The organism is Aerosakkonema sp. BLCC-F183 (genome assembly GCF_041929145.1).
In the GTDB taxonomy this organism is placed as follows: Bacteria; Cyanobacteriota; Cyanobacteriia; order Cyanobacteriales; family Aerosakkonemataceae; genus Aerosakkonema.
Genome location: NZ_JBHFNU010000118.1, coordinates 18918 through 37857, shown reverse-complemented (window position 1 = coordinate 37857; position 18940 = coordinate 18918). Strand labels below are relative to the sequence as shown.

16 protein-coding genes are annotated in these 18940 nt (G+C 42.0%); 5 read left to right on the top strand and 11 right to left on the bottom strand.

Annotated elements, in window-relative coordinates:
- Positions 1-31: 31 nt before the first annotated feature.
- Complete coding sequence (gene dndC, locus ACE1CD_RS34760) at positions 32-1711, bottom strand: DNA phosphorothioation system sulfurtransferase DndC (RefSeq protein WP_374827691.1); 1680 nt, start codon at positions 1709-1711, stop codon at positions 32-34.
- 180 nt (positions 1712-1891) lie between these two features.
- On the opposite strand from dndC, the gene ACE1CD_RS34755 reads away from it, so the two are divergent.
- Complete coding sequence (locus ACE1CD_RS34755) at positions 1892-3067, top strand: DNA sulfur modification protein DndB (protein ID WP_374827690.1); 1176 nt, start codon at positions 1892-1894, stop codon at positions 3065-3067.
- A gap of 47 nt (positions 3068-3114) precedes the next feature.
- On the opposite strand, the gene dndB is transcribed toward ACE1CD_RS34755, so the two are convergent.
- Both dndB and ACE1CD_RS34745 read right to left on the bottom strand, forming a co-directional pair.
- Complete coding sequence (gene dndB / locus ACE1CD_RS34750; protein WP_374827689.1) at positions 3115-4179, bottom strand: DNA sulfur modification protein DndB; 1065 nt, start codon at positions 4177-4179, stop codon at positions 3115-3117.
- Between the two features lie 58 nt (positions 4180-4237).
- Positions 4238-4708 carry a hypothetical protein gene (locus ACE1CD_RS34745; protein WP_374827688.1) on the bottom strand — a complete coding sequence of 157 codons (471 nt, stop codon included), beginning with the start codon at positions 4706-4708 and terminating at the stop codon, positions 4238-4240.
- 214 nt (positions 4709-4922) lie between these two features.
- Here ACE1CD_RS34745 and ACE1CD_RS34740 point away from each other — a divergent pair, with 214 nt between their 5' ends.
- Positions 4923-6524, top strand: a complete 1602-nt coding sequence (locus ACE1CD_RS34740) for a DGQHR domain-containing protein (RefSeq protein WP_374827687.1) — start codon at positions 4923-4925, stop codon at positions 6522-6524.
- A gap of 172 nt (positions 6525-6696) precedes the next feature.
- Here the strand turns inward: ACE1CD_RS34740 and ACE1CD_RS34735 are convergent, their stop codons facing one another.
- The 5 genes from ACE1CD_RS34735 to ACE1CD_RS34715 form a co-directional block, all read right to left on the bottom strand.
- Positions 6697-7728 carry an endonuclease/exonuclease/phosphatase family protein gene (locus ACE1CD_RS34735; protein WP_374827686.1) on the bottom strand — a complete coding sequence of 344 codons (1032 nt, stop codon included), beginning with the start codon at positions 7726-7728 and terminating at the stop codon, positions 6697-6699.
- 34 nt (positions 7729-7762) lie between these two features.
- A complete protein-coding gene (locus ACE1CD_RS34730; protein ID WP_374801016.1) occupies positions 7763-8233 on the bottom strand; it encodes a DNA phosphorothioation-associated protein 4 in 471 nt (156 codons plus the stop codon).
- A 90-nt stretch (positions 8234-8323) separates the two neighbouring features.
- A complete protein-coding gene (locus ACE1CD_RS34725; protein WP_374801018.1) occupies positions 8324-8980 on the bottom strand; it encodes a Uma2 family endonuclease in 657 nt (218 codons plus the stop codon).
- On the bottom strand, positions 8970-11033 hold the full coding sequence (locus tag ACE1CD_RS34720; RefSeq protein ID WP_374827685.1) for an AAA family ATPase: 2064 nt from the start codon (positions 11031-11033) through the stop codon (positions 8970-8972). The genes ACE1CD_RS34725 and ACE1CD_RS34720 overlap by 11 nt, the downstream gene beginning before the upstream one ends.
- A 53-nt stretch (positions 11034-11086) precedes the next feature.
- A complete protein-coding gene (locus ACE1CD_RS34715) occupies positions 11087-11260 on the bottom strand; it encodes a hypothetical protein (protein ID WP_374801022.1) in 174 nt (57 codons plus the stop codon).
- A gap of 268 nt (positions 11261-11528) precedes the next feature.
- Between ACE1CD_RS34715 and ACE1CD_RS34710 the strand changes: the two genes are divergently transcribed.
- Complete coding sequence (locus ACE1CD_RS34710) at positions 11529-11729, top strand: hypothetical protein (RefSeq protein WP_374801024.1); 201 nt, start codon at positions 11529-11531, stop codon at positions 11727-11729.
- Positions 11720-12118, top strand: coding sequence for a type II toxin-antitoxin system VapC family toxin (locus ACE1CD_RS34705; protein WP_374801026.1), 399 nt, complete (start codon positions 11720-11722; stop codon positions 12116-12118). Before ACE1CD_RS34710 ends, ACE1CD_RS34705 begins: the two co-directional genes overlap by 10 nt.
- A gap of 85 nt (positions 12119-12203) precedes the next feature.
- On the opposite strand, the gene ACE1CD_RS34700 is transcribed toward ACE1CD_RS34705, so the two are convergent.
- A complete protein-coding gene (locus ACE1CD_RS34700; protein ID WP_374827684.1) occupies positions 12204-14507 on the bottom strand; it encodes an FG-GAP-like repeat-containing protein in 2304 nt (767 codons plus the stop codon).
- A gap of 298 nt (positions 14508-14805) precedes the next feature.
- On the opposite strand from ACE1CD_RS34700, the gene ACE1CD_RS34695 reads away from it, so the two are divergent.
- Positions 14806-16197 (top strand): NB-ARC domain-containing protein, encoded by a 1392-nt coding sequence (locus ACE1CD_RS34695; protein WP_374827683.1) that lies wholly within the window; start codon positions 14806-14808, stop codon positions 16195-16197.
- Positions 16198-16491: 294 nt separating this feature from the next.
- Here the strand turns inward: ACE1CD_RS34695 and ACE1CD_RS34690 are convergent, their stop codons facing one another.
- Together ACE1CD_RS34690 and ACE1CD_RS34685 are read right to left on the bottom strand one after the other, a co-directional pair.
- The gene (locus ACE1CD_RS34690) at positions 16492-18030 is read right to left on the bottom strand and encodes a DNA phosphorothioation system restriction enzyme (protein ID WP_374827682.1); all 1539 of its coding nucleotides are present in this window, start codon (positions 18028-18030) and stop codon (positions 16492-16494) included.
- 84 nt (positions 18031-18114) lie between these two features.
- Positions 18115-18729, bottom strand: a complete 615-nt coding sequence (locus ACE1CD_RS34685; RefSeq protein WP_374827681.1) for a pentapeptide repeat-containing protein — start codon at positions 18727-18729, stop codon at positions 18115-18117.
- Positions 18730-18940: the final 211 nt, after the last annotated feature.

The window sequence follows — 18940 nt, the reverse complement described above, 5'->3', positions numbered from 1 at the left end:
TTTTGTGCGGTGATGAGTAGGCAGACAGACTTTATTCGTCTGGGGTTTCGGAGTCATTGTTTGAGAATTTTAGGTCTGCCCAAGATAGTTGTCTGCTTTGTTCGGTTTTGTTTTCTACGGTTTGTTTAATTTTGTCGATGTTTGAGGTATTTTTTGGGGGTGTTTGGGCGGTTTCGCCAGCAATGATTTGTTTGATTTGGTAAATGTCGTCGAGATTTTCTTTGACGGCTTTGACGGCATTATTGACGTTGCGCTGGTAGTGGGCGTTATTGATGGCTTCTTCTTTGGAACGCGCACTTGTATCGAAGCATTTTTCTAGGGTGTCATAGATTCCTGTCCGGCGAGTTTTGGTGTAATACTGGCGTTCGGTGTCGAGTAGTTTTGCCATCAGTTCTAAGTGCATGATATCGCCATCGCTAATTTCTTCTAAGACTGTCCATTCGTCGCTTCCCAAAAGTCTTCTTTCGACGCCGGGACGGGTATCTTGGAATAATTCGCCGGTGACTTCTTGGTAAATTTTCGGTAAGCTGTCATCGAATTCGTGTTTTTCTTCTAGCCAAATGCGACGAATTTCGCTAAGTTCTTCGTTGGTGATGAGGGTGATGTCGCGCATCTCTGGAGGTGCGGTTTCGCGAATTTTCTTCTCTGCTTGTAAGAGTTTTCTTAGCAACTCTTCTCGCCATTCTTTAACATAAGGGCCAGGAATTGGTTTTACTTCAGTTTTTTCACCATCTACATTGCGCTCAAAAAGTTGAACTTCACCCCAAATACGACGGAAGTCTCTTTTCTCGCGATCGTTTTCAACATCTAATTCAAGACGAAAATCGACTAGAGGTTGCAACCACTCTTTCTCTTCATCATTCTGGATCATTGCTGTAAGAGATTTATCGCTATCAACGAGTGTGCAAACCCAACATCCAAAGCGAGAATTACCACAGCTTGGGGTAGAAGTATCGACAACTAAGGGGCATTCGTTATCTGCTGTAGACTCGCGATACATGGAGAATAGATCTTTATTGTTAGATCCCCAAGGGTTTTTCCACTGCATCAAGTAAAGCCAAACTTCGTCTGTACGCCAATCTTCAATAGGGCTATAAATTAGAGAATTTGGAAGACTAGGATTAGGACTAAGGCGATCGCGCACTCTACCTGCCTCTCTCTTTTTCATTATAGCAGCACGATTTGCGCTTTCAGTTTTACGAGTTCCTAAAACAAGTATTGTTTCACCGCTGGCTCGAACTACTTCTCTAATAAAGCGGTTAGAAGGCTCAATTTTTAGCCTTCCTGTACACCAGCGAAACAACTGACGCGGTGCAGGATATCCTTTACCAATTAAACCGACCCAATATCTCTGTTTGATATCTGGTTGAAGTAAATGCGGTTCAATTGGCATTTCTTGCTTTTGAGCCGCCAATTTTATCTCTTTAATAGAATGCCGAACCCAAGCAGAAACTATGGGATTTTCTACCAGAGTGTCTGTTGTAATAACGTAGATTTTTTTAGTTCTTTTTTCAGGTGGCAAAGCAGCGATCGCATACCAAACAAGTTGCAATACTGCACTTGAATCCTTACCGAAGGATACACCTACTATCCAGGGTATATCGTCTAGACAATATAACTCTTGTATTTCTTTGGTCAGCTTTTCTATATCTTCTACTAATTCCTCAACCGTGCGCGGCGGGAATAGTGACATTTGTTGGGTTTCTGCCATGTCTAAAAACTCCCACGTTGCTTATTTTCATTCTTTGTGATATTATAGCATGATTTTGATGCAGCCTCATATGTTTGTGCTTGGTCGTTTAGCTGCTTGGTAGATGCTATCTGCATTTGCGTTCTCGATACTGGTTATGATGAGTCAATAGGGTTTTACTTAACTTTATCACCGTCTTGTATGTCAGAAATAAATTCCCCTATCTCCGATGCGAAAGATCAAATAGCTCAGGTGCTTGAGCGCCTTTTTGCCGAGTATCACCGCGATAAATGCTATCCAGGGCTCAGTTTTGAGCAGGGAAACCGGAAAATGGTGCAAATCAACGTACCCGCACACGAACTACCTACTCTTCTACAAGCAAAGCCCTCTAGTGACAACGATCCTGATTCTGGTAAAAATCGCCCAGAGGTGGAGGGTCACGCTGACGAAGTGAAAGAATATATCCTCAAGCGTGTTAGAAATGGAAAACCTTGGATTTTGGGGACGCTAACAGCGAATGTCGCCCCAGACAAGATTAAGCTAATTGAACTGGGTCGGGGAATTTGCCTGGTGGTAATTCCTCGCTGGGTTAAGCTAGACATTACTGATGGGCAACATAGAAAGCGAGCCATTCATGAATTGATTGAAAGTTCTGAAGCCGAGTTAATCGCTGAAAATGATTTCCCAATAACTCTTGTTTTAGAGGGAAATTTTAACCAGTGTCAAACAGATTTCCGAGATATGGCGCAGACAAAACAACTGGATAAAAGCTTGCTTTTGTCATTCGGTGAATTTGAAGGTCGGGTTGGCATTACAAAAAACTTAATTAATCGAGTGCCAATGTTTTTGGACAAAACAGAGAAAATCAAGGATAATCCGCCTACCAAAAAGAAATTAATTTATTCAATTAATTATATAGCAAAGCTTGTAAGTTGTGCTTTTGCTGACGAACCAAATGATGATCTTCAAGATTATGATGTTGGAACATCTTCAGAAGCTCTGGTTAATTGTCTCAAACAGTTTTTCTCAGAATGCAGTCAGACACAGGATATTTATGAAAAAAGTTTTGAAGATTTGACAGTCGAAGAAGTGGGTGAATTTAAGGAAACCATTATTTTAGGGAGAAGTGTTGGTCTGGAAGTTTTAGGGCACTTACTATACTGTGCTTATGACAAAGATAATGAGTGTTTCGAGGCTGAAAAAGTTTCACAACTTGCACAACTTGATTGGTCGAGAGAAAGTAATATTTGGCAGGGTAATGTTGTTATAATTGACCCAAGACCAAAAAATCCAGCTAAACCATACAAAATATCAGCAGGTGTCAATAGTATAAGAATAGCAGTTGGAATGGCAAAAGCTCATCTGGGATGGATATAATCAACATATCTGCGTTCATCTGCGGTTTAAAAAAAGGGAATTCTGCATCAGTCATCCGCAGCTAGTGGCAAATTCAATCGCTGTTTAATATAAGCAGTCATGAAATTAACACTGCTGCGGGACTGAGAAACGCCACTTTTCGACAAAACCTTCCCTTCCCAATCTACATTAAAACGCGACCAGTCAATTTGTGCCAATCCTGCAAGATAATTTTCCCAGCTATCTGGATAAAGGGAGAGGAGAGTTGCGCCTGTTGCGCCTAATGCAGTCAGCGCGGTGGGGTGAGAGTGAATGTAGTCCCGTCGCATTTCGCCTGCACTGACTTTTTTGCATAAAACTTGTTGCCAATCTGGTATATTGCTGCTAACAGTATTCCAGAAACGCGCTGCAATTGCGATCGCACTCTCCAATTCCGCATCTTTATAGTTAGCTAAAATGGCAAGATTAGCATTATATATGCTGTTGAGTGTGAATAATTTACTGGAACGGGTGGGGAGGGTGCTGCGATCGCAATCTGTCAAACTGCGGAAAACAGCGACTTGCTTGACAACTTCTCTGACTATTTTAGCATATTTATCTCGATTATCGTACAAGATATTTAATGAAGGATCGGGATGCACTGAATAACGGTTGAGGTCGGCGAATATTTGTTGCGATCGTTCCAGTCCGATATCTAAGAATAAAATAAGTGCGATCGTCTCATATCCTAATTCTGGATTTTCTTTCAGCGCCATTTCTAACGCCGCCCTGCGATGTTGTCCGTCGTTAATAATAAACCTTCCATCCATCGGTACTCGCAAGCGGCCAATTTTTCTGCCTTCCGCCTCCGTTCCCATCGGTTCAAAAGTGATATTGGCATCAATTGATGCGGTGATTGCCGAAAAAATATAGTTCTTAGGATTATTGACAATATATTTAGCAATTTCTGGCACTCGTTGGCGGTTGAGAGTGCGCGTTGCCCTCATTTCTGGCGGTGTTTCCTGTTCGTCTAATGGAAAAAGTTTCGGCAACAATCGCACGGGGCACATAGAAACGTAGTACTCCCGTCCTGACTGAATTCCCCGAATGACTGGTAAAATATATTCAAAAGATGGGGAAGAAATTTTAAGCATTTTCGCACTCTTTTTTAAGTTTAATTTGTGCTTGTGTCATAATTAAATTTTCCCTAAATTACTCGCTGCGGCGGATTAAATAATCTAAAATGCGTTCTTGTCTCTCTTGCGCTGCTAGTATAGATGCCTGCATTTCTCTCATTTGTTCTTGAGTTTGTGCTATTTGCGCTTGAGTTTGTTCGAGTTGCATTTGTCTCTCATCACTTTGTATTTGTCGTAAAGTAAGTTGTCTGATTAGGTCGGTCATCATTGCTTGTCCTCGCGCTAATTCAGAGTTATTAAATGCAGTTTCCTCCTGGTATCGTCCCATTCTCTCGACCAAGTTGTTTACGCGCCCGGTCAGTTGCGTAAGGGCCGATCGCAATTCGTTCTTATCCTGTCTATCAGCTTCTCGATCCGCTACCGTTTGCGCGGTAAGCTGCGTAAGGGCCGATCGCAATTCGTTCTTATCTTCTACCGTGCGTTCTAAAATTGCCTCAATTCGGTCTAATCTGCTGGAATTGCCGTTATTGCTTGGTGTCTGTGTCATAGTTAGCGATCTGATGAAATTTTATTGTGACATATTGACATAATGACTGAATTGTGCATCAACAATGCCATCTCCATTAACTTTATTATTGCATATGTCAAAATTTTTAAAAACAATATTGACTAAGGTATTTTTTACCGCTAGTCTTAAAAAACAGAAACCGCATTTCTTCAAGAAACCCGGTTTCTGAGGAGTCCCGTCCCATTCCCCAACCATGAACAGCGCCAGCAACCCGACACCAGACCTCGCCAGTCAAATCTTGGAAAGAGAAAACCAAGAAAAGCAAGCCTTAGCGCTCCTTTTAGACCGATTTTTAAGCCGTAACGACCAAATTATGGTACAAAAAATCGAAATGGGAGGAACGGAAGCATACATCGGTTCCGTCACCCTGGAATGGTTTTCCAGTCGCGTTCGATTTGCATCGCGCCTACCGCTTTTCCGTCCCAAATTCAATCCCGATACCCAAAATATTGAAATTGATGCAGAAACGATAGAAGAAATTCAGCAACGTCCTTTAGATTGGTCGCGTCAAGCAGCTTTGGCGCAGTATTTAGCAGCGCGAAAACATCACAAATTCCCACCAGTTTTAGTAGTCATAAATCAACCGTGGGTAGACAACGCCAAATCTGCGGAGTGGGGTACGGACGGAAAGGCAATTAAATCTACCGCTGATTTCATGCCATTAGATAAAGATGCGAAAGTCGGGTTGTTGAATGTTTCCGACGACGTGACAATTTTCGCGTTGGACGGTCAACATCGCCTCATGGGAGTGCAGGGTTTAATGGAGTTAATTCAAACCGGGAAACTCCAGCGATATAAAAAGGATAAAAAAGCAGCTGGAAGCTTTATTACTGTAGATGATTTAAGTGAAGAGTTTCAAGTTGATTCCTCCTATTTACAAAATTTAGCCAAAGAAAAGATAGGCATTGAATTTATTTGCGCCGTCGTTCCGGGGGAAACTCGCGAAGAAGCAAGGCGGCGAGTTAGGTCGATTTTTGTTCACGTTAATTTGATGGCGGCACCTTTAACTAAAGGACAGTTAGCGCAATTAGATGAAAATAACGGTTTTGCGATTATTGCCAGAAAAGTTGCCGTTACCCATCCATTACTAAAAGATAAACCAAGTCGCAATCCTCGCGTGAATTGGGATAGCGCTACAGTGGCAACAAAATCAACAGTTTTAACTACCCTGCAAGCGCTAACAGAGATGTCGGAACGATATTTAGGGCAAAAATTTCCGCACTGGAAACCGTCGCAAGATAAAGGTTTAATTCCCATGCGTCCCGATGATGAGGAACTGGAAGAAGCTTTCGAGGAATTTCATAAATTATTCGATAATTTAGCAAATTTACCGAGTTACCAAAGATTGGAATCGGGAGAAGAAACACCGCAATTGCGCCGCTTCAGTTTTGAGAAAGATGGCGGGGAAGGAAACATGATTTTTCGTCCGGTGGGACAAGTTGCTTTGGCGCAAGCATTAGGAATTACGATATTTCGGAAAAAGATGCCGCTGAAGAGTGTTTTTGATAAACTTCGCAAGTTCGATACGGATGATGGATTTAGTAACATGGAGTATCCGGAGTCGCTTTGGTACGGAGTTTTGTACGACCCGAACAAGAAGCGGATTTTAGTTGCGGGTAGAGATTTAGCGGCGAAATTACTTGTCTATATTTTGGGTGGAGTTGATGATGATTTAGAACGTGCGGAATTGCGTCAGGCGTTGGCGGAAGCGAGAACTTTTGAGAATAAGGCGGTTGGTTTTAATGGTAAATTTGTCCAACCGAGAGAAGTAGGTTTGCCGACGATTCTGAATTAATTTTATTTGACCACAGATGAACACAAATTTTTAGGTATTTTTTAACATCCGCAGCCTAAAAAAATTGCCATCTTATCTGCGTTTATCTGCGTTCATCTGCCTTTATCTGCGGTAAAAATTTAACCCTCGATTCCCACAGACAATCCCAAACATCATTATTGTGCTACCGATGCTACATCCATTGTAATTCTGTCTCCACAGGTAAATGATCCGAGCCCGTTGTCGGTAACACTTTGCTAGCGCGAGAACCCCAATGTTTAGAATACCAAATATGGTCTATTCTGAAGATGGGATAATTTAGTTTCCAAGGTGAGTTTTTAATCAAAAAACTCAGTTCCCAACCGTGGGGCCAAGTAAACCCAAACCCCAGTCCCGACACATGGAAAGAATTTTGCAAAACTGTTGTTAAATAATGGTAATCTTGGGATTGGTCGGTCATGTTAAAGTCGCCAGCAACAATCAGCGGAAGGGTTTCTTTTTGCAGGCGCTGTAGTAGGTCTTGAATTTCTTGCGATCGCTCTCTATAATCGTAAAATGGAATCCCGATCAAAGGCAAAACTTTCTGGTAGTTTATCCAGGGAGATTTTACTTGAATATTATAAACAACTATATCTCGATTGTCAATCTTAATTATAGCACGTTGCTGAATATCTCGATGCCCAGCCAAATGTAAAATTTCGCTAAATTCGATCGGATATTTACTGAGAATACCTGTTTCAGGGGCGGCAAATTGGTAGGGATAGGTTGATTTTAACCAAACGAATGCTCTTTGAGTATGTTTTTTAACAACTTCTTGTAAGAAAACGATATCGGGTGCTTCTTTTTGAATTAGACTGGTGAGATTTTCCGAACTGGTTTTATACCAACTACAATTCAGAGATAAAACCTTGATGTTAAGCTGAGAAGCATTTGCTTGAATTGGGTGAGGAGAAAAGTATTTTAAATGCAGCCAACTTATCAGTAAAATGCAAGCGATCGATGATGCGATCGAAAACCAGCGCCTTTTTACGATTCCCAATGCCAAAACTGGTAAAATTAAGATCGGTAATAAAATCAAAGGGATAAAACTGCTGACAAAACCAACTACCCAAAATCGATCCCAAAATATTATTCGGAGAAGGAAATAGACAATAATCAATGCTGAATAGCTGTAAGCTAATAGTGCGATCGCTCTTTTCAAAAAGACCCAAATCCTTGATAACATCTGCGTTTATCTGCGGTTAAAAATCTCATTTTATTCAATATAAAAACCTCGTTAAATCAAACTCCCCTTCCGCCCGATTTTGCTTGTCTCGTTCCGAAATTAGCATTAACAAAAGCCTTTCAGAATAGTCTACCGAACCTCGCAATTCATCTTGCAAAATTTCCAGTCCACCATTGGCATATTCTTCAAAAATTTGGATGCGTTTTTCTTCGGCATTTTCATCATTTGGTGAGATAATATTGACATCTTTAGTTTCTGCGATCGCTAACAACTTAATCGCCACATCATACCCCCTCGAAACGAAAATTTCTATACCAATTGGGAGAGGGTCTCTTTTCGATATTTCCTCCAAAGGCACTCGTTTTTTTCGCTTTGCACCCAATGCAGCGGCAAATACCATTATATCCGCGTAAGTTTGAAAAGGCCCAGTTGTTTCCTTGGCGATAAGTAAGGATTTTACTAAATCAGCTTTATCTTTGGCAATCCTAATTTTACTGGCACTCATTTTATTGATATTTACTCAATCGACAATAACTGAATTATGTTTGAATTACCCCCAATTTTATCATATTTATAATTGAGGGTATATTTCCTCTCAACTTTGGCTGAAAGTTTGAATCAGCCAGCGATTAATCTCCCCATCATCCTGTGTTTGGCTGCGTTGAAGTGCTTCTTCAACGAGAGCGATCGCTAATCCCGGTAACACCCTTGACTCTTCAATTTCACCACTACGCCTTTGGGAAATTTCAAAAGCAATGACATCATCAACACTTACATCCACAACCCAATATTCTTGCACGCCTAACCGTTCATATAATAACCGCTTTCGACCCAAATCATCACTCAGAGTTGTTGACGCAATTTCCACTACCAAATTTGGCGGTGCAAGTTCATTCAAATCGATAGGAGAATTATTGCGAGGCGGAAACTGAAAATCCGCACCAATGTAGAAGGCTAAGTCTGGTTGGCATTCAGCAATACCTGCTTTTCTAAAACTTGTATTAGCTAATTCCTTAATGCGAATATTTTTGATAGTCGCAAAAAGGCTGACTACCTTAGAAAGGATAGCATTATCCTGACCGTGACTCGCACCTAATGACATAGTTTCAATCCTCATATATGCTTGATGGTAATAAAATCTAGCATTAACGTAATCTGGGTTTTCAGCCAGTTTCAGAAACTCTTCCCAACTTGCCTTTACCCAAGTATCCGTCACCAAATTTTCAGCCACAGCCGCTAAACTAGAACTCATAATCCACCTCTACAATCTCCGTATATTCAAACTCATTCGGACTTTGCCGTACCAAAGAATAGGGAAGACCTCCCAACTCAATTGTATCCGCTTCGCAATCTGGCTTAGAAGAGTAATAAGTCAGCACATACTCTCTGCCAACGCGATTAGCCATTTCTTCTTCTACTTCACCTCGCCACTGAGTTTTAGTCACTAAAACCACCAATTGATTCGCCAATTTGGGAATTATTTTGGCGATTTGGCGGCGGTAAATTTCATCCAAACTGCCAAAAGGCGAATCCATCACAATTGGAAAAGTGCTGCTATTTGGCATCATCATTTCCTCTTTACTCCATTCTCTCACCCTGTCGATAATGCCGCCGATAAACGATAAGCTGAGAATTTGATTTTCTCCCGTTGAGGCGGCAACTTGCGACTCTTTACCCGCCGTTTTTTCCACTAGCATCAGTTCGTATTTATCGGTGAGTTTGGGGAGATAAGGCTTAAAGGAAATTGAGCTAAAAATATCCTGGACGCGCTTTTCCAATTGCGAGCGAAAATGCTTATCCAGGCGAGAGCGAAACTCCGTTAAACGTTCGATCGCATCCTGAGTAGTCGCAATCCGCCGCTGTGCAAGCGCTTGTTTTGCCTCATTCATTTCCTGTTTGGCAATTTGCTTACTGAGTGCTTCAATCTCAGTTTTTAAATCAGAAATTTTCTGCTTATTTTCTCCCTCCTCCAAAGTCAAATCCCGAATTTTACCTTCAATTTCATCCAGCCGCTTTTGCAGATTGCGAATCTCTTCCGCCGGATTCTTTCTTAACTGTTCGCCAATATCATCGAGTTGCGTTTCAATGCGGGAAATTTCTTGTCTAATCTGATTGATATTAGCTTGCTCTCGATCGATATCATGCCAAAATATCGATGTTTGCTTATCAATTTCATCCACCTGTGCGATCGTCCGAATAGCCGTTTCTTCCACCGCCGCTATGCTAGCTTTATCTAGCCAACTACTCACATTTTGGTGAAGGTGCGTTCCCTCGCGTAACTCCGCACCGCAAATACAGCGTTGCGAATTCAGCAAATCGTTGATAAATTCTCGCGAAATTCCCGAAGTTAATTCACCTCGCTGTTTCAATTCACTCACAATTGCACGAAACTCAGCCGTTATTTCTGGTAGCAAAGTCGCGTATCCTTTAGTAGAAATAGCTTTATTCAACGCCTCTCTACTTTGTTTCAGCCTATCTCTATTCGTTGCTTTCTGCGATTCCAACTCTTTGCGTCTTTCTTCTAAATCTTTCGCACCACTGACATCGCGGAAACGGTTACTTGTTTCTTTTTTGAGCGTTTGTTGGTGAGATAATTCCTGAGCGATTTCCGTTTGACGATTCGTTAATTTCTCAACTTCCTGTTCTTTTTTGTCCTTCTGTTTCAATAACTGTCGCGTCTCCGTATCGCCGATCGCCTTTAATTCTTCTTCCAAAGTTTTCTTCGCTTCCTTCAGATGCTTGATGGAACGATCCAGCACTTCCATACCCAGCATCGTTTTAGTTGCTTCGGCAATTTCTAGTTTATTGTCCGATCGCACAATTCGATCGATGCGTTCTCCGTCAAAGAAAAAATACTGATGCAACGTTTCCGGTAAAATTCTTCCTATTATATCATCGGGATGCTGTTGCGGAAGTTGCCATCTGCCATCGTCTCCCGCTATCTGCATATATAGCCTACTTTCGCCTTGTTCGATCGTGTCACTTTTGTAAGCGCGACACTCCCGTTTGGCGCGATAGCGTTTGTCATCGTGTTCCCACACAATTTCCACCCAACATTCTACAGATTCACCCTGTTTTGCTTCGGCGATCGCTCTTTTATTCACCAGCTGTTCTTCTGAAGCAAACGCCGCAGTAAACTTCTCATACAGCACCCAAGTAAACGCATTTAACAGCGTCGTTTTACCCGCGCCATTATTGCCGTGAATAATCGTTGTGTTTCGCTGTTCTTCGCCGCAAAGTAAAATCTCCGGAGTCTTGCCATAAAAACAGCGAAAGTTACAAAGTTTAATTGAAATTAACTTCATTCTGTGTGATAATAGTAGTGACAAATTTGCGTTCCCAACGGAACTTCTTTACTTCACTTGACGCATTCCTTAATGATGGCGACAATATCGTCATTAATGCCTTTTGGTTTTGGCATATAAAGCTTATCCTTTTCCGCTTGCTTGACGCGATCGATAATTTGTCGCACCTCTGGGGGAGCCGTTGCGATCGGCTCTTGCACGTAACTCAGGCTGATTTCCTCTTCCATCTCCCCGATCCCATGAAAATTCGCGCTTATTCAATCGATCTTAGAACTTAAAGGTGTAGAGTGTCGCAACTGCGGATACAGGCGATCGACGCGGGCAGTTATAATAGCCCATATACGCGCCAACGAGAATGCCTTATCAGCGTCTCTCCTGTTTTTGTGGTGATAATAAAAACTTATCTAATCGTCGGGTGGGTTAGGTACGGGCGACGATCCATCGATACTGACTGTAAAGAAGTTGCTGCACGAACAATTCACCCCTGGAGGATTTATGTTAATTCAGAAAATTATACAAGAACTAAAAGATATACCAGAAGACAAGCTTACAGAAATTTATGATTTAATTCACGACTTCCGTTTAGGCTTAAATCAAGAAGACACCCAACCTCGTACCCCTGGACTACTGATAGGACAACTGGGAGAGGCATTTTTTGAACCCCTACCAGAAGAGGAACTTCAGCAATGGGAATGAGCTACCTGCTTGACACTCATATTCTGCTCTGGTGGCTTTTTAATGATCCGAAACTTAACCAAGAGTGCCGAGACATCATTTGCAACCCCAACCATCGCATTTTGGTTAGCAGTGCCTCCGCTTGGGAAATTTCTACCAAATATCGGCTCGGCAAACTACCTGAAGCTAAACCTTTGGTTGATAATTATCAGTACATATTACAGAAAGCAAAGTTTAACGAGCTAACCATCACCAACGCTCACGCATTGAGAGCAGGAAGCTTGCCTATTTCGCATCGAGATCCGTTCGATCGGATGCTGATGGCTCAGGCAGAACTAGAAAACTTGCCTATTATCACTTACGATAATGCTTTCCACACTGGGTTAATTCAGGTAATTCCCTCCCCTTAGTAACAATTATGAAGTAATGCGATCGCCTTCTCTAAAATCAAAGAGCGATCCCTTGTGTATTGAAAAAAGCGATCGCCTTGTTCCTCTAACTCTTACTCAAACGGATGTAACGCTGAGGAGCGCTAACTGAATAAGTTACAATCCAATGAAATGTACCATCATCCAGTTTTGTGTCACCATCCTTGTCACCGTCTTTATCTGTAGACCAATTAGATTCTGAAAGCCAAACTTGTCCATTTTCTACTTTTTCGACAATAGCAACATGATTTTGACCATTAAGATACCATTGAGCTACATCACCTAAGCGCGGTGTTTCTCCTGACCCTAGAATTCTTGCATTATTACGCAATACGCTTCCCCAATCAGAAGCAGGAGGGTAGCCGTTCATCACATCATCAGGATTAAATCCTAATTCCTTGAGACGACCATAAGCATACCAAGTACAGTTTCCTTCTTGACCCCAATTATTATTTCCTAGCAAAGACGATCCATAGCCATATTTAGCATAGCCATTGCCCTGCTCCATATAAAACTGAGGACGATTTCTGAAATAGTCGGGATTTTGTACAGTCAGAATAGGCTGAGAACCAGTAGGTGGTGCGGAACCTGCTAAAGATGCAAAAACATAAGTGTCGCTAAAACCAATAATATCAGCCTTGCTATCTGCGTTGATATCACTCAATAGACGGGGATAATTATTATTATCTGTCCAGCCACCTACATTTTTTGTGAAGGCATTTGTTGAGCTATGTTTATAAGCAGTAGGAGTGCCGAAAGTTCCATTACTATTGGCTAGGGAAACAAACACATCACTGGCACCAAAACCCACAATGTCAGCCCTACCATCTCCGTTGACATCACCTGCTAAACGCGGATAATTATTGTTATCTGTCCAGCCACCTACATTTTTCGTGAATCCAGGGGAAGAGGCAATAGGAGCGCCAAAAGTGCCATTACCATTGCTCAAAGAGACAAAAACGTTAGTGCCGCCAAAACCGATAATATCGGCCTTCTTATCACCATTGACATCTGCCAATAAACGTGGATAGTTATTATTATCTGTCCAGCCGCCTACATTTTTTGTGAAGGCATTTGTTGAGCTAGGTTTAGAGGTAATAGGAGTGCCGAAAGTTCCATTACTATTACCGAAGGAGACAAACACATCACTCGGGCCAAAACCCACAATGTCAGCCCTACCATCTCCGTTGACATCACCTACCAAACGTGGATAATTATTGTTATCTGTCCAGCCACCTACATTTTTCGTGAATCCAGGTTTAGAGGCAATGAGAGCGCCAAAAGTGCCATTACCATTGCTCAAAGAGACAAAAACGTTAGTGCTACTAAAACCGATAATATCGGCTTTCTTATCACCGTTGACATCTGCCAATAAACGCGGATAGTTATTATTATCTGTCCAGCCGCCTACATTTTTTGTGAATCCTGGTGAAGAGGAAATGGGAGTGCCAAAAGTGCCATTGCTATTGCCGAAGGAGACAAAAACGTTAGAGGAACCAAAACCCACAATGTCAGCCCTACCATCTCCGTTAACATCACCGGCTAAACGCGGATAATTATTGTTATCTGTCCAGCCACCTACATTTTTTGTGAATCCAGGGGAAGAGCTAACTATACTATTGTATGACTGCTCAATCAAAATGGGTTTCCCATCCAGCATCGCAATCGCGGTATCATCTTCAGTTTTTAATGCCTGTAATTCGGCTGAATCAAACTGCTTGCCTTGAACAATACCAGCAAAAATAGCACCCTCATCTCCGGCTGCATCGCGGATATTGATCCGGGAGTCTATATAATGTCCGGTTTCTTCTAGCACCACTGATGCGATCGCCTCTATGTTATCAGCATTTTTAGCAACAAACTCTCTCGACAAATAAATTGTGTTAGTCTCTGCGGCAAAAGCCCCATTAGCTTCTTTGATGTCGGCTCTAGAAACGACCTTAATGGGTGGGATATTGAAAAGACCATGACTCCAGTTGTCTGCCAAATTTTCGGCAGTCTTGACATTAAAATGTTTTCCAAAAGCAACGCCCATCTGAGTCAGAAATTCTGGCTTGCTGGCAAATTGTTGTAATTCTTCTTTACTTTTGGCTAAGGCAATTCCAGTTAAAGGATCGACGGATGCAGCAGTGTGAGCAACTGTTTCAGATCGGGTGTTTCCTTGGTCAACCGACATATCGAGAGGCATGACAATATGATCGTGAGCCGCTGATACTAAATTTGGGAGAAGCCCTGCATCGGAGCCTCCCAAAATTCGTGGTTGATGCACGCCAAAAGACTTTAAAATGTCCGCATCACTGGGAGCGCTCGGATCGGGATTCATTCCAACCAATCCCTTCATATTGCTAGTATCTGCGTCAAAAGAAAACATTATCAGCACCTCATCCATCATTAAGATCGTCGTTTTTTAACTTCCACCAATCTGCGGAAAGTCGGGAAACACCTTGTCACTTTTAATTAATGAAATTTTTATGCAATGATTTTTGGTTTTATCTTCTATGATAAAAAGCTTCATAAATTCGTAAAGTGATAAAAAGTCTAACCTGGTATAGACTTTTACCGACCTTTCTGAGGAACTATTGGTAGCAAAAAGTATAGTTTAGTCGCACTAGGTTGCAAAAGGGCGCAAAAAGTAGTAAAATTGCGTAAAATTAGTATGTGTATCACCGATGGATGTCCAAGAAGTCCTCAAATGGGCAGATGATTTAATTTTGGCCAAAACGGGAACACACTTAAATAGTCTGCAACAGGCAATATTAGCAGGGGTTTGGGATAGTCAAAAATATCACGAAATTGCAAATGAATATCACTGTACTGAAGCAAATGTTAAGAGAGTTGCAGGGAATTTATGGGAACTGATATCAGAAGAATTAGACGAAAAAGTTAATAAAAAAAACTTTCGCGCTACAATGGAACGGTTTTATATTTCCAAGTCTAATATTAGTAATAATTTTGTGAATAGTCAATTGGTCGGGAGAAGCATCACTGTATGTGGAGAAAGTTGGCACTCTGATGGCAAAACAAAAAACCGATCGCACACATCCACCCCTACTACAAACTCCACCAACCAATCAGAAAAACACCACGATTTAATCGAAGCACCCGAATACGATCGCATTTCCAACCGCACCACAGAACTAACAACCCTTAAACAATGGATACTTGAAGAAAATATCCGCCTCATCACCATCTTTGGATTACCGGGAATTGGCAAAACCACCCTCGCTAGAGAACTCCTCGAACAAATTCAAGATAACTTTGAATATATCATCTGGCGCAACTGCACCAACACCCTCACCCTGAAATCCCTACAAACCAATTTAATGCAGTTTTTCTGCCAAAATAGAGAAACTCAACTATTATCGCTAATCGACTATCTGCGTTCTCATTCCTGCCTGATTATTCTCGACGACTTCCAAGAACTATTTATCAGTGGAGAATTAGCAGGAACTTATCTCCCCGAATGCCAAACTTACGGTAAATTCTTAAAAGAAATAGCCTGTTCGCCTCACCAAAGTTGTTTCCTACTCCTCAGTTGCGAAAAACCCACAGAAATAGCCACCCTAGAAGGAGAAAACCGTCATTGTCGCAGCCTACAACTTGGCAGTTTGGGAGAAACGGCGGCAGAAATATTGACCAACAAAGGATTAACTGATGAGCATAAATGGGGGGAACTGATCCAACTTTACGGCGGCAATCCTTCCTGGTTGAATATAATAGCTTCTACAATCGAAGATTTATTTAACGGTAGTGTCGATCGCTACCTATCCTATCCCAGTTTATTTCTAGGCGACTTAGAACCAAAATTAGAAGAATATTATCAACGGTTATCGGCATCTGAAAAACTGGTAATTCTCTGGTTAGCCAACCAAGATACTGCCGATATTTTCCACAAACCAACAGAATTAGCCTTATCTGATGCTGATTTTTTGAAAGCAGTACAGTCTTTGCGGAAACGGGGTTTAATCGAAAAAGCAACCGAGAAGCGATCGCTGCTATTCTCTGTGCCATTATTGCTTAAAAAGTATCTGGAAAATCGATATAATTCGCCACAAAATTAACTCATATCAATTCCCGTACCTTCTCAATCCTTACAAATTTTCAACAAAAAACTTTGCGTACCTCTGCGCTATCCTCTGCGTACTTTGCGTTAAAAAAATACAATTCTGATGCCAACGAATTGGATATCAGACACAAATATTAACTATCCCCACTCCTTTCTAGATCGAGACTTACCCACGACGAAGCCAGAAACCGGGTTTCTTAGTAGATGTCTAGTTGAGAAACCAACAATTTTTCATAAAGCCTTTGTTATGTTTATTGTTACGCTTGGGCGCTAAAGGGCAACAACATACCTAAATATCCAACAAATTATAGCGCTTTTGCAAACTCAACAACTTCATTCGGGCTTCCCCCGCATTATCAGCTAAATCGGCAAATTCCACCAAGCGGCGCAACTCTCTTCGCAGCAAATTGCGTTCGACTTCCAAAGTTTCCCGATCCATATCGGGAGGGAGTACGATCGTATCAAATAAAGTCGCCCTTTCCTTCCCCGGATGCCTTCGCAAAATGCGTCCCCGTCGCTGAATAAACTGGCGCGGATTACCGCTACTAGCCAAAATCACCGCATTTTGAATAGCCGGAATATCCACCCCTTCATCCAAACAGCGAATTGCCACCAAACCTTGCAACTCACCCGTCTCAAATTGACGCCGCAAATCTTCTCTTTCCTCCAAAGGAGTTTCCGCAGTATAAGTATTTACCCGATAACCCAGTTCTGTTCCCAAAATCTTAGTCACAGCCTTAAGTTGGCGCGTACTTTCCACCGAACCATCACCGCAATAAAATAAAGTGTGGCTAGTCTCCAACCGAGTATACATTAAATCGCGCAAAGCTTGTAACTTATTAGCAGCAGCACCGATTAACCGCGCCCTTTGCATCAACAACGGCTTTAAATCTTCGTTATCTTCATCTGATATCCCACCAGCTTGTCCTTCGCGTTGACGATATTGCAAAGAACGCCCAATACTTTTAGTCAATTTAATATAACTGCGACTCTCCGATTCCGTTAATTCCACTAAAATCGGATAATAAAGATAATGCACCAACGCACCTTGTTGAATCGCATCTTTGAGAGTAAATTCCGGTTGCAAAACCGGGCCAAAATAATCAAACAGCGATTGAGTACCATCCTCATCAAAATACCTTTCCGGCGTTGCAGATAAAGCTAAGCGCAACCCAACATTCCGAGGCAAACTTTCCTCCAAACGGGGTGCGCCCAAATTATGCGCTTCATCTCCCACAATTAGGGTTTTTTCTGGAAAATACTTCAGTTGCGACTGAAACCCCTCACTAATTAAAGTCGAATTAGTTGTGATAACTGCCAGGAACAATTGATTGCTCGATCGCACATTATATAGTTGTGTAGAAAGTAGCGTTTGCCAGCGACGCACACTTTCAAAAGCTAAAATAGGTTCAATGCCAAATTTCTCGCATTCACGCGCCCATTGTTTTACCAAATGCTGATAAGGACAGACTACCAGCAACACTTGCAAGCCAATTTTATGATAAAGTTCAGTTGCGATCGCCAACGCCGTAATCGTCTTCCCGCTACCAGTCGCCATCTTTAAAGTCCCTCTACCTTTATTGGCAAGCCAATTGGTAACCGCTTGTTGCTGATATCCCCGCAAATGTAACGAAGGTGGTATCCTGGGACATCCCGGCGGTGGTTGTTTCCCCTCCGATGAATGCAGATAGTAACTACCTTTAGATGCAGCCACCCCTAAAAGTTTATTGATTTCCAGTAACGGGTAATCTACATCGTAGTTTTTCGCTAAAACTTCTTTCCCCTTCTTCTGATTTTGAACCTTATAAACACCCTGTCGATTAGTCATTGGTGATTCTTTATTGGGAATTGTCCCGCTACTGCATTCTATCTTTTAATTTTTGACTTTTGACTTTTGACTTTTGACTTTTCCTTAAATCACCTTCCCATCAGGCATAGTTGTTTGCTGGAGGACAGTACCCTGTCGCAGTTTAGCGCCGTTCAGTTCAGCTTTCCACAGACAAGCAGCCGTGAGATTAGCATTTGTGAGATCCGCATCTATTAGATTAGCTTCGCTGAGATTAGCACCACTGAGATTAGCGCCGCTGAGATTAGCACCGCTGAGATTAGCGCCGATCAAATTCGCATTGCTGAAATTAAACCCGCTGAGGTCAAATCCGCTCAGATTCACCGAACTAAGGTCTACATTGATACCTTCTAGGCGAATAGTAGACGCTCTCCACTTATTCCAAATCCCTACACCCTTTTTTAGGACGGTGATTTTTGCGATTCTGCTTTGCAATAGCAAGCAAGCAGTATCCCGCACCTGGGGTACGGGATCGTCCAATGCTCGAATTAGCACATCGAAACCAGCTTCCCCATAACTGAGCGCTTCCATTAGCGCCCCAATACGTTGCTCGGCTTCCTGACTTATCAGTCGGTGCTTGACTCCCGCCAATCCTCCCAAAACCGCACCACTCGTCGGCGGTGGAGTTTTACCGCCAAGCACAACATCGTAATTTCTGGGCTCATTGGAATGTTCCTGCATAGCGCCTTTTTTTGCACTATCTCAGTTTTAACAAAAACAACAAGACTTGAAAAACCGGGTTTCTTTACGAAAAATCTAGGGTTTCAGGTTTAGCTATTTGCAAGAAACCCGGTTTTTACGTTTGGTGCAAGATGTGAGTTAACATAATTCGCTTATTTCAGCTTGAGGGTGAAAACCAGAAACCGGGTTTGTTGAGCGAGCAAGCGTAATT